The 13,400-nt window shown below is 70.3% G+C and carries 13 protein-coding genes; 9 read left to right on the top strand and 4 right to left on the bottom strand.

What is annotated here, in order from left to right; translation table 11 throughout:
* The first annotated feature begins 5 nt into the window (after positions 1–5).
* From DMC61_RS12875 to DMC61_RS12865, 3 genes are all read left to right on the top strand, one after another.
* A complete protein-coding gene (locus DMC61_RS12875; protein WP_016336565.1) occupies positions 6–965 on the top strand; it encodes an electron transfer flavoprotein subunit alpha/FixB family protein in 960 nt (319 codons plus the stop codon).
* 176 nt (positions 966–1,141) lie between these two features.
* On the top strand, positions 1,142–1,924 hold the full coding sequence (locus DMC61_RS12870; protein ID WP_125689482.1) for a GNAT family N-acetyltransferase: 783 nt from the start codon (positions 1,142–1,144) through the stop codon (positions 1,922–1,924).
* Complete coding sequence (locus tag DMC61_RS12865) at positions 1,921–2,820, top strand: 1-acyl-sn-glycerol-3-phosphate acyltransferase (protein ID WP_125689481.1); 900 nt, start codon at positions 1,921–1,923, stop codon at positions 2,818–2,820. The genes DMC61_RS12870 and DMC61_RS12865 overlap by 4 nt, the downstream gene beginning before the upstream one ends.
* A gap of 196 nt (positions 2,821–3,016) precedes the next feature.
* Here DMC61_RS12865 and DMC61_RS12860 read toward each other — a convergent pair whose 3' ends face one another.
* Positions 3,017–3,907, bottom strand: coding sequence for an NADP-dependent oxidoreductase (locus DMC61_RS12860; protein ID WP_125689480.1), 891 nt, complete (start codon positions 3,905–3,907; stop codon positions 3,017–3,019).
* Between the two features lie 135 nt (positions 3,908–4,042).
* Here DMC61_RS12860 and DMC61_RS12855 point away from each other — a divergent pair, with 135 nt between their 5' ends.
* The 4 genes from DMC61_RS12855 to mnmA are packed head-to-tail and all read left to right on the top strand — an operon-like array spanning position 4,043 to position 9,055.
* Positions 4,043–5,299 carry a LuxR C-terminal-related transcriptional regulator gene (locus DMC61_RS12855; RefSeq protein WP_125689479.1) on the top strand — a complete coding sequence of 419 codons (1,257 nt, stop codon included), beginning with the start codon at positions 4,043–4,045 and terminating at the stop codon, positions 5,297–5,299.
* Between the two features lie 18 nt (positions 5,300–5,317).
* The gene (locus DMC61_RS12850; RefSeq protein WP_255431504.1) at positions 5,318–6,712 is read left to right on the top strand and encodes an MFS transporter; all 1,395 of its coding nucleotides are present in this window, start codon (positions 5,318–5,320) and stop codon (positions 6,710–6,712) included.
* A 49-nt stretch (positions 6,713–6,761) separates the two neighbouring features.
* Entirely contained in the window at positions 6,762–7,958 is a 1,197-nt protein-coding gene (locus DMC61_RS12845) for a cysteine desulfurase family protein (RefSeq protein WP_125689477.1), read from the top strand.
* A gap of 5 nt (positions 7,959–7,963) precedes the next feature.
* The gene (mnmA, locus tag DMC61_RS12840; protein WP_125689476.1) at positions 7,964–9,055 is read left to right on the top strand and encodes a tRNA 2-thiouridine(34) synthase MnmA; all 1,092 of its coding nucleotides are present in this window, start codon (positions 7,964–7,966) and stop codon (positions 9,053–9,055) included.
* A 78-nt stretch (positions 9,056–9,133) separates the two neighbouring features.
* Here mnmA and DMC61_RS12835 read toward each other — a convergent pair whose 3' ends face one another.
* The 3 genes from DMC61_RS12835 to DMC61_RS12825 all read right to left on the bottom strand — a co-directional run bounded on the left by DMC61_RS12835 (position 9,134) and on the right by DMC61_RS12825 (position 11,527).
* A complete protein-coding gene (locus DMC61_RS12835) occupies positions 9,134–9,577 on the bottom strand; it encodes a GNAT family N-acetyltransferase (RefSeq protein WP_125689475.1) in 444 nt (147 codons plus the stop codon).
* The gene (locus DMC61_RS12830; protein WP_125689474.1) at positions 9,574–10,611 is read right to left on the bottom strand and encodes an MBL fold metallo-hydrolase; all 1,038 of its coding nucleotides are present in this window, start codon (positions 10,609–10,611) and stop codon (positions 9,574–9,576) included. Before DMC61_RS12830 ends, DMC61_RS12835 begins: the two co-directional genes overlap by 4 nt.
* A gap of 109 nt (positions 10,612–10,720) precedes the next feature.
* Positions 10,721–11,527 carry a phospholipid scramblase-related protein gene (locus tag DMC61_RS12825; protein ID WP_043848326.1) on the bottom strand — a complete coding sequence of 269 codons (807 nt, stop codon included), beginning with the start codon at positions 11,525–11,527 and terminating at the stop codon, positions 10,721–10,723.
* 120 nt (positions 11,528–11,647) lie between these two features.
* Here DMC61_RS12825 and DMC61_RS12820 point away from each other — a divergent pair, with 120 nt between their 5' ends.
* Together DMC61_RS12820 and DMC61_RS12815 are read left to right on the top strand one after the other, a co-directional pair.
* Complete coding sequence (locus DMC61_RS12820; RefSeq protein ID WP_125689473.1) at positions 11,648–12,685, top strand: methionine synthase; 1,038 nt, start codon at positions 11,648–11,650, stop codon at positions 12,683–12,685.
* 22 nt (positions 12,686–12,707) lie between these two features.
* Positions 12,708–13,400, top strand: coding sequence for a hypothetical protein (locus DMC61_RS12815; protein WP_125689472.1), 693 nt, complete (start codon positions 12,708–12,710; stop codon positions 13,398–13,400).

The raw sequence follows: 13,400 nt of genomic DNA, 5'->3' as shown, positions 1-13,400 counted from the left end.
GGGAAATGGCTGAAGTACTCGTCCTCGTCGACCACGTCGACGGTGAAGTCAAGAAGGTCACGCTCGAGCTGCTGACCGCCGCTCGTGAACTGGGTGAGCCGTCCGCGGTCGTCGTCGGCCCGACCGGCACCGCCGCCAAGGCGAAGGAAGCCCTCGCCGCGCACGGCGCCGCCAAGGTGTACGTCGCCGAGGGCGACAACGCCACCGGCTTCCTGGTCACCCCGAAGGTGGACGTCCTCGCCGCGCTGGCGGAGCGGACCTCCCCGGCCGCCGTGCTCGTCGCGGCCAGCGCCGAGGGCAAGGAGGTGTCCGCTCGTGTCGCGGTCCGCCTCGGTTCCGGTCTGCTGTACGACGCCGTCGGCGTGAACGGTGACGGCAGCGTCGACCAGTCCATCTTCGGTGGCGCGTTCTCGGTGAAGTCCAAGTCCACCAAGGGTGTCCCGGTCATCTCGGTCCGCCCGGGCGCGGTCGAGGCCGCCCCGGCCGAGGGTGCGGCCGCCGAGGAGACCGTCGAGGTCCCCGCGGGCGACCCGGCGAAGTCCGCCAGGATCACCGGTGTCGAGCCGATCGTCGGCGGCGACCGGCCGGAGCTGACCGAGGCGTCGGTCGTCGTCTCCGGTGGCCGCGGTGTCGGCTCGGCCGACAAGTTCGACGTCGTCGAGGCGCTCGCCGACTCGCTCGGTGCCGCCGTCGGTGCTTCCCGCGCCGCCGTCGACTCGGGCTACTACCCGGCGCAGTTCCAGGTCGGCCAGACCGGTAAGACGGTCTCGCCGCAGCTGTACATCGCGCTGGGCATCTCCGGCGCGATCCAGCACCGCGCCGGTATGCAGACCTCGAAGACCATCATCGCGGTCAACAAGGACGCCGAGGCGCCGATCTTCGAGATCGCCGACTTCGGTGTGGTGGGCGACCTGTTCAACGTCGCGCCGCAGCTGACCGAAGAGGTCCAGAAGCGCAAGGGCTGAGTCCTTCGTTCGAAGAGGGGCCGTCCGGGATTTATTTCCCGGACGGCCCCTTTTCCGTGACCGGGAAGTGACTTCCCAGCCTGAGAGAAGCCTGAGAACCCGCAATTAACTGAACGTGCACTAATCGGCCATCAGGCGCATTGTCGTTGGTACCCCTCCAGGGGTAGACCTGGGTCATGACGACGTCACAGCTCCTCGTCAGTACTGACCAGGCAGGTGTCGAACTCCCGGCCGACGCGCCGCGTTACTCCCTCCTCGTGGCGAACGGAAACGAAGAAGTCGTCGCCGCACAGCGTCTTCGCCATCAGGTGTTCGCCGAGGAAATGGGAGCGACGCTCAATTCGCTCGAACCCGGTCTCGACGTCGACTACTTCGACGAGTTCTGCGATCACCTCGTGGTGCGCGACGACAACACCGGCGAGATCGTGGGCACGTACCGGATGTTGCCGCCCGATCGGGCGGCGCGGGCGGGAAAACTGTATTCCGACAGCGAATTCGATCTCAGCGCGCTCGATTCGCTGCGCCCTTCGCTGGTCGAGACGGGGCGTTCGTGCGTGCACCCCGACCACCGCAGCGGCGCCGTGGTGAGCCTCGTGTGGGCGGGGATCGGACGCTACATGCTGCTGGCCGGGCACCGGTACCTCGCGGGCTGCGCGTCCGTGCCGCTGACCGACGGCGGGACCTACGCGGCGGGCGTCTGGGATGTCCTGCGCGCCAAGCACTACGCGGATGAATCCCTTCGGGTGACGCCGCTGAACCCGTGGCGGTCCGAGGACGTCGAGCGGCCCTCCCGCGCGATCCTCCCGCCGCTCATCAAGGGCTACACCCGCCTCGGGGCGAAGATCTACGGGCCGCCCGCGCTGGACGCGGATTTCGGTGTGGCGGACTTCTTCGTCCTGCTGGATCTGCACAACGTCGACGAGCGGTACCTCAAGTTCTTCCTGGGAGAGCAGGGATGAGCCACGCCTGGATGCCGAAGTCGCCGTGTGGCGACGGCTGTCTGACCGAAGGGGCGCCGACGGTGGCGTTCGGCCGGCGGGTCCTGCGGTTCACCGCCGCGATCGGCGTCATCTTCGGCGCCTTCCTCTCCGCGCCGCTGGTGCTCGTGCTGCGCGGCATGCCCCGGGAACGGTTGGTGCGCCTGCTTTTCGCGGGGATCCTTCGCTCGTTCGGGGTGAAACTGCGCGTACTCGGCGACGAGCGGTTCCGCGCCGTGCCCGGCCGTGGCGCGCTCGTGGTGAACAACCACATCTCGTGGCTGGACATCATCGCGGTCAACGCCGTCCAGCCGATGCGGGCGCTCGCGAAGAAGGAGGTCGGCGCCTGGCCGGTGCTCGGCCTGCTCGTGCGCCGCGGCGGCAGCATCTTCCTCGACCGGGAGAACCTGCGGAGCCTCCCCGCGACGATGGACGAACTCGCCGACGCCATGCGCGGCGGATCACTCGTCAGCGTGACTCCGGAAGGCACCACCTGGTGCGGTCTCGGCTCGGGCCGGTTCCGCCCCGCGACCTTCCAGGCCGCGATCGACGGCGGTGTCCCGGTGCGGCCGCTCGCGCTGCGGTTCCGGCTCGCCGACGGGCGGGAGACGACGCAGCCTGCGTTCATCGGGCCGGAGTCGCTCATCGCTTCGCTGCGGCGGGTCGCGGCTCTGCGCGGACTGGTGCTGGAGGTGCACGTGTGCCCGGAGATCGCGCCGGGCCGCGCTTCGGACCGCCGGGAACTGGCGGCGCTGGCGGAATCCGCGGTGCAGGCCGCTCTCGGGCGGGTGCAGATCCCGGCTCAGCGGCGGCGGCGTGCCGCGGTCGTCGCTCCCGCTCCGGCCGTCGCTCCCGCTCCCAAGGCGGTCTCGCAGTAACTCCCGGATGTGTCATGAAAGGGTCGTTCAGGACGTTTTTCGTCCTGAACGGCCCTTTCATGACATCCGCCGGTTGCTGCTGCTCCGGTCGCGAAAGTCCCTCTCAGCACCTCACGCGCGCTAGGAACGGTCCTTTCCTTGCAAATTTCGCAAGGAAAGGACCGTTCCTGGCATCCGGGGTTGACACAGCCCGGCATCACGCCGGCGTCAGCGTGATCTTCCCGCCCGCGTGCCCCGTCGCGCTTTCCCGGTGCGCCGAGGCGGCATCTGCGAGCGCGTAACTCGATCCCAGCTTCAGCTTCAGCCCCCGCGCGACCAGATCCTCAAGAACCGCTTGGGTTTCCGAGCCACTCGCCGAGAACTTCAGCCCCTGCGCGTAAGCCGCCGGGTCCGCGATGGTGATCAGCCGGTCGGGTGAGCCGAGCAGCTCGACGGAATCACCCAGGACGCCGAAACCGGCGGCGTCGAAGACCGCGTCGACGCCGTCCGGCGCGACCGAGCGGACCCGCGAGACCCAGCCGTCGCCGTACTGGACCGGCACCGCGCCGAGCTCCTTCACCTCGTCGAGCGACGAGGCCCCGGCGAGCCCGACGACCGTGGCGCCCAGCGCGACGGCGGCCTGCGTAGCGATCCGGCCGACCTGGCCGCTCGCGCCGTGGATCACCACGGTCTCGCCGGGCTTGACCTCGAGTTCGCCCAGCACCCGCAACGCGGTTTCGCCGGCGATGGGCAGCGCGGCGGCTTCGGCCCACGAAAGCCCGGCGGGTTTGCGGATGACCGTGCTCGCCAGCGCGTACTCCGCGTACGTGCCGGTCTCTGACCAACCGAAGACCTCGTCCCCCACGGCGAAATCGGCGCCTTCGCCCACCGCGTCCACCACGCCCGCCAGTTCCAGGCCGAGGATGTGCGGGAAGTCGACGGGCCGGACCTCGGCCATCGCGCCGGACCGGATCTTCCAGTCGATCGGGTTGACGCCGGCGGCCTTGACCGCCACCCGCACCTGGCCGGGGCCGGGCTCCGGCAGCGGGGCCTCGTCGAGCCGCAGGACGTCCGGTTCGCCGTACTGGGTGATGGTGATCGCTCGCATGTTCACTCCTGTTCGGGTTTTCTTCGCTGCGATCAGTCAACCGGCGCCCGTACCCCGCCCGAACCAGTCGGACGAGCAGTGTTCACTAGCCGGGAGAGCAGCGTCCCCGAGGCGGTACGCGCCTACTGTGGAGTCATGGATCCGCTGCAAGTGCTGAGCCAGGTCGAGTACATGCTCGCCGCTCCGCGCCCCGAACTTCTGCCGCGTTTCTCGGCGACGGCCGCGGCCGTCCTGCCGCATCGCGCCGCCGCGATGGAGACCGGCGACTGCTCGCGTCTGCCCATCAAGGTCGACGGCGACCCGGAGATCACCGGCGCGGTCACGAGCGCGGAGCTTCAGCGGCTCGCCGCCCTCGGCGTCCCGGGCAAGGCCGTGGTGGCCGAAGAGACCCTCGGCGGGAAGCGCCGGAAGCTCGTCGTCCTGACCTCGGCACCGGTGATCGGCAAGGGCGCGATGATCGCGCTCGTCCCCACCGAGGACGAGCCCGCGGACGGCGCGCTGGAGATCGTCGCCAAGTTGTGGGACATCGTCAGCGTGAACGCCGCCCAGCGCGCCACCGATCCCGAGCCCGCCGTCCTGGAGAGCAACATCGCGGCGGCGACCGCGCGGGCGCGGGCGATCACCGATCTGGGGCAGACCCACGCCACGACCCTGACGTCGCTGCTTTCGGTGCTGCGGTCCCGCAGGCTCGGCGACGCCGCCGCCCGGCAGACCGCGACCGACCTCGCCGCGGCCGCCCTGGTCGAGCTGCGTTCGATCGCCGACCGCGACCAGGAGCTCTCGGCGGAACCGGCCACGGAGGCGTTCGGCATCCTCGTCGCGCAGCTGGATCCCTTGGTGCGCCACAACGACGTGTCCGTCGACCTCGCCGGGCCGGACGACGAACGGCCGCTCCCGCAGGACATCGCGCACACCGCCCGCACGGTTTCGCGCGGTCTGGTGCTCGCCGCGCTGGAGCGGGGCAGCACCCGGGTCCGGGCGTCCTGGCGGATCGACGGGCAGGACCTCCGCGTCACCGTGCGCGACGACGGCCCGGACGTCGCCCGCGCCGTACCCGCCACCGGTCTCACCGAGCGGATCACCCCGCTCGGCGGCCGCTGGGAGGTCGACGCCGTCCCGGACTGGGGCGCCACGATCACCGCCGTCCTGCCGCTGGGCGTGCAGGAGACGCCGGAACTGCGCCCGCTGGACCGGCTGAACCCGCGTGAACTCGAAGTTCTCGCCGGGATCGCGCGCGGGAAGCGCAACCGGCAGATCGCCGACGAGCTGGCGCTGACCGAGCACACGGTGAAGTTCCACGTGCGGAAGATCCTCGGGAAGCTGGAAGTCAGCTCTCGCGGCGAGGCCGCCGTGCTGGCGCGTGAGCTGCGTCTGGAGTCCGTCGGCGCTTGACCTCCACCGCGCTGGAGGTTGCAGGCTCGTCGTATGACGATCACTGGGGGCAAGGCGAAGCCGAAGGGTGTGCTGTGGACACCCGAGCACCGCGTGACCACCATCGGGCTGCTGCTCATGGTCACGCTCATCGCGTTCGAAAGCATGGGCGTCGCCACCGCGATGCCGACGATGGTGGCCGACCTCGACGGCCTCGCGCTGTACGCGTGGCCGTTCACCACCTTCCTGGTCGCCAGCGTGGTCGCGACCGTCCTTTCCGGACGCCTCGGCGACCGCAAGGGCCCGGCGCCCGCGCTGCTCGCCGGCACCGTGCTGTTCGCCGCCGGGCTGCTGGTCGCGGGGCTCGCGCACGACATGCCGCTGCTCCTGCTCGGCAGGGCCTTGCAGGGCTTCGGTTCCGGTCTCCTGCTGGTCTCGGTGTCGCTGCTGATCGCGCTCACCTTCAGCGACCGGGAACGTCCGGTGATCTACGCCGCCAACGCCGCCGCGTGGGTGCTTCCGGCGGTGATCGGCCCGTCGATCGCGGGCGTGGTGACCGTGAGCGTCGGCTGGCGATGGGTGTTCTTGGGGCTGATCCCGCTGACCGGGATCGGGCTGTCCCTGCTGATCGTCGTCACGCGCAAGCTGCCCCGGCACGTGCCCGCCGAGGCCGCGCGGCGCGCCGGGGTCGTGCCCGCGGTGGTCGCCGCCCTCGGCGTCGCCGCGCTCACCTGGGCGGCGCAGCATCCGTCCCTCGCGGCGCTGGCCTACGGCGGCGCCGGCCTGATCGCCCTCGCGTACGCGCTTCGTAAACTCCTGCCCGCCGGGACGCTGTCGTCGAGGCCGGGGTTGCCCACAGTGATCGCTTCGCGCGCGTTGATCGCGGGCGCGTACGCCGGGATGGAGGCGTACCTGCCGCTCACGATGACCGAGGTCCACGGATACAGCCCCGCGCTGGCCGGGCTGCCGCTGACGGTGACCGCGCTGGGCTGGTCGGCGGGGTCGATGCTGCAGGGCCGCATGCTCGACTGGTCGCGCGAAGCGTCCCTGCGGACCGGGTTCGCGCTGGTCGCGGCCGGTCTGGCGATCTTCGTCTTCGTCCCGCTGCCCTCGTTCCCCGGCTGGATGGCGTTCGTGGCGTCGGCGATCGGCGGCTCCGGGATGGGGATCGCGATGCCCGCGATCTCGGTCCTGCTGCTCCGGTACTCGCCGGAGGCGGAACGCGGCTTCAACACCTCGGCGCTGCAGCTCGGCGACTGGGTCGGATCGGCCCTGACCATCGGTTTAGGCGGTGTCCTGCTCGCTTCGCTGGCGTCGGCGAAGGAGCCTTCGGTGGCGATCGTGGTGCTGACGGTGGTGTTGACCGGCATCGCGTTGCTCGGGGTGCGGGTGACCGGCCGGTGGCCGTCGGATATGAGCGCCGCCACCCGCTGACCAGGGTGGGCTTGGTCACGCCCCGGAACGGGCTACCCTGAAGGATGCGATGACCTATCTCGACCACGCGGCGACCACCCCGATGTTGCCCGAAGCCGTAGCGGCGATGTCCGAGGCGCTGTCCACAGTGGGCAACGCCTCCGCGCTGCATTCCTCGGGACGCCGGGCCCGCCGCCGGGTCGAAGAGGCCCGCGAGGTGATCGCGGAGGCGCTGGGCGCCCGGCCGTCCGAGGTGATCTTCACCGCCGGTGGCACCGAGAGCGACAATCTCGCCGTCAAGGGCATCTTCTGGGCCCGCAACGGCGAGGACGCCGAGCGCCGCCGGGTGTTGTGCAGCACCGTCGAGCACCACGCCGTCCTCGAGTCCGTCGAGTGGCTGGAGCAGCACGCGGGCGCCGAGATCGTCTGGGTCGAGGTCGACGAAGCGGGCCGGGTCACCCCGGAGTCGCTGCGCACCGCGATCGGCGAAAGCCCGGAGACGGTCGCGCTGGTCACCGTGATGTGGGCGAACAACGAGGTCGGCACGGTCAACCCGATCGCCGGACTCGCCGCCGTCTGCGCCGAGCACGAGATCCCGCTGCACACCGACGCGGTCCAGCCGGTGGTCGCGGTGCCGGTCGACTTCGCCGAAAGCGGCGCCGCGGCGCTGACCCTCACCGCGCACAAGCTCGGCGGCCCGTACGGTGTCGGCGCGCTGCTGCTGGGGCGCGACACGGCGTGCGTGCCGGTGCTGCACGGCGGTGGCCAGGAGCGCAGCGTGCGTTCGGGCACGCTCGACGTCCCCGCGGTGATCGCGTTCGCGACGGCGGTGAAGGCCGCGGTCGAAGGGCGCGAGGAGTACGCGAAACGTGTCGCCGAACTGCGCGACGACCTGATCGAGGCCGTCCGGCGCGAGGTGCCGGACGTGGTGCTCAACGGTGGCGAGGGCGAGCGCTTGCCCACGCACGCCCACTTCACCTTCCCGGGTTGCGCGGGTGACAGCCTGTTGATGCTCTTGGACGCCAAGGGCATCGAATGTTCCACCGGATCGGCGTGCACGGCGGGTGTCGCGCAGCCGAGCCACGTGCTGCTGGCCATGGGTGCCGAACCCGCGGCCGCGCGCGGGTCGCTGCGGTTCTCGTTCGGGCATACCTCGGCACCGGAAGACGTTGAAGCGGTTTCGAGGGAGATCGCGGGCGTCGTCGACAGGGCGAGGCAGGCGGGACTCGCCGGAATGCGCAAGCAGACGCAGAAGCAAGAGGTGTGAGGAAGATGCGCGTACTGGCCGCGATGAGCGGGGGAGTGGACTCGGCGGTGGCCGCCGCGCGCGCCGTGGACGCCGGGCACGAGGTCGTCGGCGTGCACCTGGCGCTGTCGGCGAAGCCCGGCACGCTGCGCACCGGATCCCGCGGCTGCTGCACGATCGAGGACTCCGGCGACGCTCGGCGCGCGGCGGACATCCTCGGCATCCCCTTCTACATCTGGGACTTCGCCGAGCGCTTCACCGAAGAGGTCATCGAGACCTTCGTCGGCGAGTACGCCGCCGGCCGGACGCCGAACCCGTGCGTCACCTGCAACGAGAAGATCAAGTTCGAAGCGTTGCTGGACAAGGCGATGGCGCTCGGCTTCGACGCCGTCGCCACCGGGCACTACGCCCGTCTGTCCCTTGTGGACGGTGTGCCGGAGCTGCGGCGCAGCGTCGACACGGGCAAGGACCAGTCGTACGTGCTGGCTTCCCTCACCCCGGAGCAGCTGCGGCATTCGCTGTTCCCGCTGGGTGATTCGTGGAAGACCGACGTGCGCGCCGAGGCCGCGAGCCGTGGCCTGTCGGTGGCGAAGAAGCCGGACAGCCACGACATCTGCTTCATCCCGGACGGCGACACCAAGAGCTTCCTGGAGAAGCGGCTCGGGCAGCGTCCCGGTCAGCTCGTCGACGCCGAGACCGGCGCCGTGCTCGGTGAGCACACCGGTGTGCACGGTTTCACCGTCGGTCAGCGCAAGGGTCTCGGCATCGAGGCGCCGGCGCCGGACGGGCGGCCGCGTTACGTGCTTTCGCTGGAGCCGGTTTCGGGCACCGTGAAGGTCGGATCCGCGCGGAACCTCGGCGTGGACGTGATCGAGGCGGACCGCCCGATCTGGCCGAGCGAGCGGCCGCTGGACGGCCCCACCGAATGCGTCGTGCAGGTGCGCGCGCACGGCGGGATCGTCGAGGCCGTCGCGGAGGTCTCCGGTGACTCGGTCACCATCCAGCTGCGTGAGCCGCTGCGCGGGGTCGCGCCGGGCCAGGTCGTCGTGCTGTACCGCACCGATGCCGCCGAAGGTGACCTGGTGCTCGGCAGCGCGAAGATCTCCGGGACCCGCTGACCACCCGAATTTCGTCCTCTGAATGCGGTCCTTGCGCGGGCAACTACTGCATCCAGAGGACTAAACGCGGGGCGGGGACTAGAACTTCAGCTTGAAACCGGTGTGCGTCGCCTCGAAACCGAGGCGTTCGTAGAACCGGTGCGCGTCCTCGCGTTTCACGTCCGACGTCAGCTGCACGAGGGCGCAGCCCCGCCGCCGCGATTCGTCGATGGCCCACCTCATCAGCTCGCCGCCGAGGCCGGAGCCGCGATGGCTCGCCCGCACCCGGACGGCCTCGATCTGCCCGCGCAACGCGCCTTTCCTGGCCAGGCCGGGAATGATCGACAACTGGAGCGTGCCGACGGCCTCCCCGCCGTCGTCGGCGACGATCAGCAACTGCGCCGGATCGGCGTCGATCTGCTCGAAGGCCTTCAGATACGGCGTGAGGTCGTCGGCCGAATCACGGGTGCTGCCGATCTGGTCGTCGGCGAGCATCCCGACGATCGCCGCGACGTCTTCCCGGCGCGCTTGACGGATGATCATGACGCGTAGTGTCGCACCCCGCCGGTTTCGGTCGCGGTGAGTTTCCCTTGGGCCACCAGCAGATCCAGATGCGAACCCGTCTCGAGGACGGCGAGCATCTGGTTGAACGGGTCCATGTCGGGCAGTTCGCGCCGCTTGCGCGTCCAGCCCAGCCGCAGCGCGACCTCGTACGCCGTCGTGACGTCCGCGGTGATCTCGGCGCCCATGACCTCCAGCCGGTCGCGGTGGTGCTCCAGCAATTCGTCCACGCGGGCGTGAACGCTGCCGGTGACCGGGCCGTGCGCCGGGAGCATGCGCCGGTCCGGCATCTCGCGGACCAGGCGCAGGGAGTCGAGGTAGTCGCTCAGCGGCAATTCCGTGGGCACCGGCTGGAACCCGATGGACGGTGTGATGTGCGGCAGCACGTGGTCGCCGGAGAACACGAGCCCCGCCTCGTCGTCGACGAAGACGACATGCCCGTCCGTGTGACCCGGCGTGTGCACGACGTCGAACTCGCGGCCGGGCACGATCGCGCGTTTGCCGGGGACGAGCCATTCGTCGGGCTGTTCCCACAGATGCGCCTCGGTGTGCCGGACGCCGCCGAAGGCCCTGGCGAGTTCCTCGACGACGGGGTCCGCGCCACAGCGCTGGAGCAGGCCGACCTGCGCCTCCATCGGGAACCGGTCCGGATCACCGGAGCGCACCAGCGACGGCTCTTCCCGTTTCCCGAGCCCGAGTTTGCCGCCGAACTCGCGGCGCAGTTCCACGGCCATCGTGTAGTGATCGCGATGCACGTGGGTGATCAGGAACTCGTCGATGTCGCCGAGATCCGCGCCGAGCGCCTTCAGTCCGCGCGAAAGCCGTTCGCGCGCCGACTCCAGCGCCCAGCCCGAATCCACGAGGACCAGACGGGTGCCGTCGGTGACGACGTAGACGTTGACCGCGCGCAGCGCGTCCTGCGGCAGGGGCAGCGGGATCCGGTGGACCCCGGGCGAAACCGTGTAGACGCCTGGCTCGGCCCAGTCCCGTTCGCCGTCTTCCGGCAACGGCTCCATGGTGACCTCCGTCCCGGACGCACACCGGTGTGCCGCCCAGTCCCACCACTTTGTGCCGCCGGAAGCCGAGTGTCCACTTGAGTGGGGTGAGACCCCGGTCACTACCGGATCAGCGATCGTCCTGCTTCAGCGCCGTGTCGATGGTCAGCGCCGAAGCGACCACCATCGAAGCCAGCGGATCCCGCAGCGGCCGGTGGATCTCGACGACGTAGTTGTCGGCGGTGGTGAACGCGGCCTTCACGAAACCGCCCCAGGTCTTGGTGATCCGCGCGATCTCGACGTCGGCGTGGTCCTTGATCACGAAGTTCCACGCCCGCCAGTTCTCCGCGAAGATCCCGCCGACCTTCTGGCCGTTCACCACGAAACCCAGCCGGATCTTGCCGAAGACGTTCTCCTGCACGATCTCCCCGATGGGGGAATCGTCGGCCTTCGTCACCAGGAACCGGGATTTGAACACCTTCGCCGGCCGCGTCACCTTCAGCACGGTGCTGTGGTTCGCGTCGCGGATTTCGAAGCGGTGGGTCAGGAACTGGTCGTAGTTCGTGAGCAGCCGGATGGCCTTCTTCAACGTGCTTTGCCCGACCTGGACGACGCCGCCGAGACGGTTGCCGTTCTGGTCGAACACGCCGAACTCGTTCGACATCTCGATGAGTTTCGCGCGCTGGTTGACCACCAGCACGGGTTCGGAGAACAGCGTGCCGCCGCCGACCACCCCGGTGGCCCGGCCCTGCGTGCCCCTCGCCGCCTGTGCCCGGATCTTGTCCGGGTCGGCGGCGCCTTCGATGTCCAGCTCGATCATCTCGGCGTCGTGCGACGGCCGCGTGTTCGCGGTCCAGGCCTGCCCGTCCCACCACCGGTACACCCGGGGGTTCTGCTGGTCGGGATACCAGCCGGCGGGCTGTGGAGAGCTCGTCATGGCAGGTCAGCGTAGTGCGCTCAGTGCCGTCTCGGGCTCGTCGACGGCAATTGCGTCGAATGTCCGTGTCCTCCCGTGCCCCGCCTCCCCGCGCACTCGGACCAAGGGGAGAATCCGGGTGTGAACGAACGACCCTGGCCGCCGGGAGCGGCGACCGCCATCGGTTCCCTGCCCGGCACCGATCCGGTCGAGGCCGCTTCGATCGTGTTCGGCGAACTGCCCGAATTCCCCTGTATGCCCGAACTTCCCGCCCGCGGTGTCGGTGCCGACATGATCGGCCGGACGGCGGCGTTGCTGGTCGATCTCGCCGTCGAGGTGGTGCCGAGCGGCTACCGCGTCACCGCCCGTCCCGGGCACGATCACCGCCGGGCCCTCGACCTGATGAACTGGGACCTCGACGCCGTCCAGGAGGCCAGGGAGAAGGCGGGGGCGGCGCCGCCCGCCTTCAAGATCCAGGCCGCCGGGCCGTGGACGCTGGCCGCGAACGTCGAACTGCCGCGCGGGCACCGGGTGCTCACCGACAGGGGCGCGCTGCGTGACTTCGCCGCATCGCTGCTCGACGGATTGGCCGGGCACGTCGAGGAGCTGAAATCGCGGATCGGCGCGCCGGTGGTGCTCCAGTTCGACGAGCCGTCGCTGCCCGCGGTCCTCGCCGGAGATCTCCCGACGGCGTCCGGCTACGGCACCGTTCCCGCCGTGCCCGCGCCGGAAGCCCGCGAACTGCTGTCGACGGTGATCTCGGGGGCGGAGCGCATCACCGGTCAGCCGGTCGCGGTGCACTGCTGCGCCGAAGAGCCGCCGATCTCGTTGCTGCGCGCGGCGGGGGCGAAAGCGATCGCGTTCGATTTCGCCTTGCTGAAGGGCGCTCCGCCCGCGCTGCTCGACGAAATCGGCGAGACGCTGGACTCCGGCACGACGCTGATGCTCGGGCTCGTCCCCACCACCGATCCCGGCGTGCCGGTGGAACTGCGCGACGTGGTCACGCCCGTGCTCAAGCTCGTCGACCGGCTCGGCTTCCGCCGCGAAATCCTGGCGGAACAGGTGGTACCGACCTCGGCGTGCGGGCTCGCGGGTGCCACTCCCGAGTGGATGCGGCGCGCGCTCACGCTCAGCCGTGAGGCCGGCAAGGCTTTCACCGAACCGCCTGAAGGCTGGTGAGCGGCGCGGTAGCGTGCCCGTCATGCGTTTGTTCCGCCGTTCCCGCAAATCCGAGGACGTTCCCGACCCCCGCACCGCCTGGCCGGAGCAGCCGGTCCCCGAGGACGCGGCCGCCGCGGCGGCGACGTTCTGGGAGGCGTGGTTCGCGCTTTTGCCGGAGGTCAGCGCCGCCCTCGGCGATCGTGAACCGCATCGGGTGGAACACGACCTGTGCACCATCGTCGAGGCGCTGCACCCCCGGCTGCATTTCTCCCTCGATCGTGGGCACCGGGCGATCTACTCGCTGGTGCTGACCGGTCAGGAGGATCCGGAACTGCGCCCGTACACCGACGCGTGGAAGGCCGCGGCGCCGCCGGAGGACGCGATCTGGGAGTACCACGATTCGGTGCCGCCGGTCCCCGATCCGAGTGAAGTCACCGTCAACCTCGGCGAGACCCGCATCGCGCTCGCCGACGTCCGGGTGACCGCGAAGGTGGACGAAGCGGCAGGCCGGGTGGACGTGACCGTGTTCCATCCGGAGATCGGCGAGCTCGCCCCGGAGACCCGGGCGACCATGACGTTCCTGCCGCTGGACGCCACGCTGGGTGAGCGGGTCGCGGCCGAGCGGCTGGGCAAGGTCGAGCTGGTGACCGAGGCCCAGGACGGGCAGCTGACCCTGCTCGAACTCCGCGAAGTGGTCGGCAGGTTGTCCGGAAATGTCGGTACCCCCGACTAG

The sequence above is a fragment of the Amycolatopsis sp. WAC 04169 genome (assembly GCF_003947535.1).
Classification (GTDB): domain Bacteria; phylum Actinomycetota; class Actinomycetes; order Mycobacteriales; family Pseudonocardiaceae; genus Amycolatopsis; species Amycolatopsis keratiniphila.
This window is presented reverse-complemented; position numbering and strand designations above follow the sequence as displayed.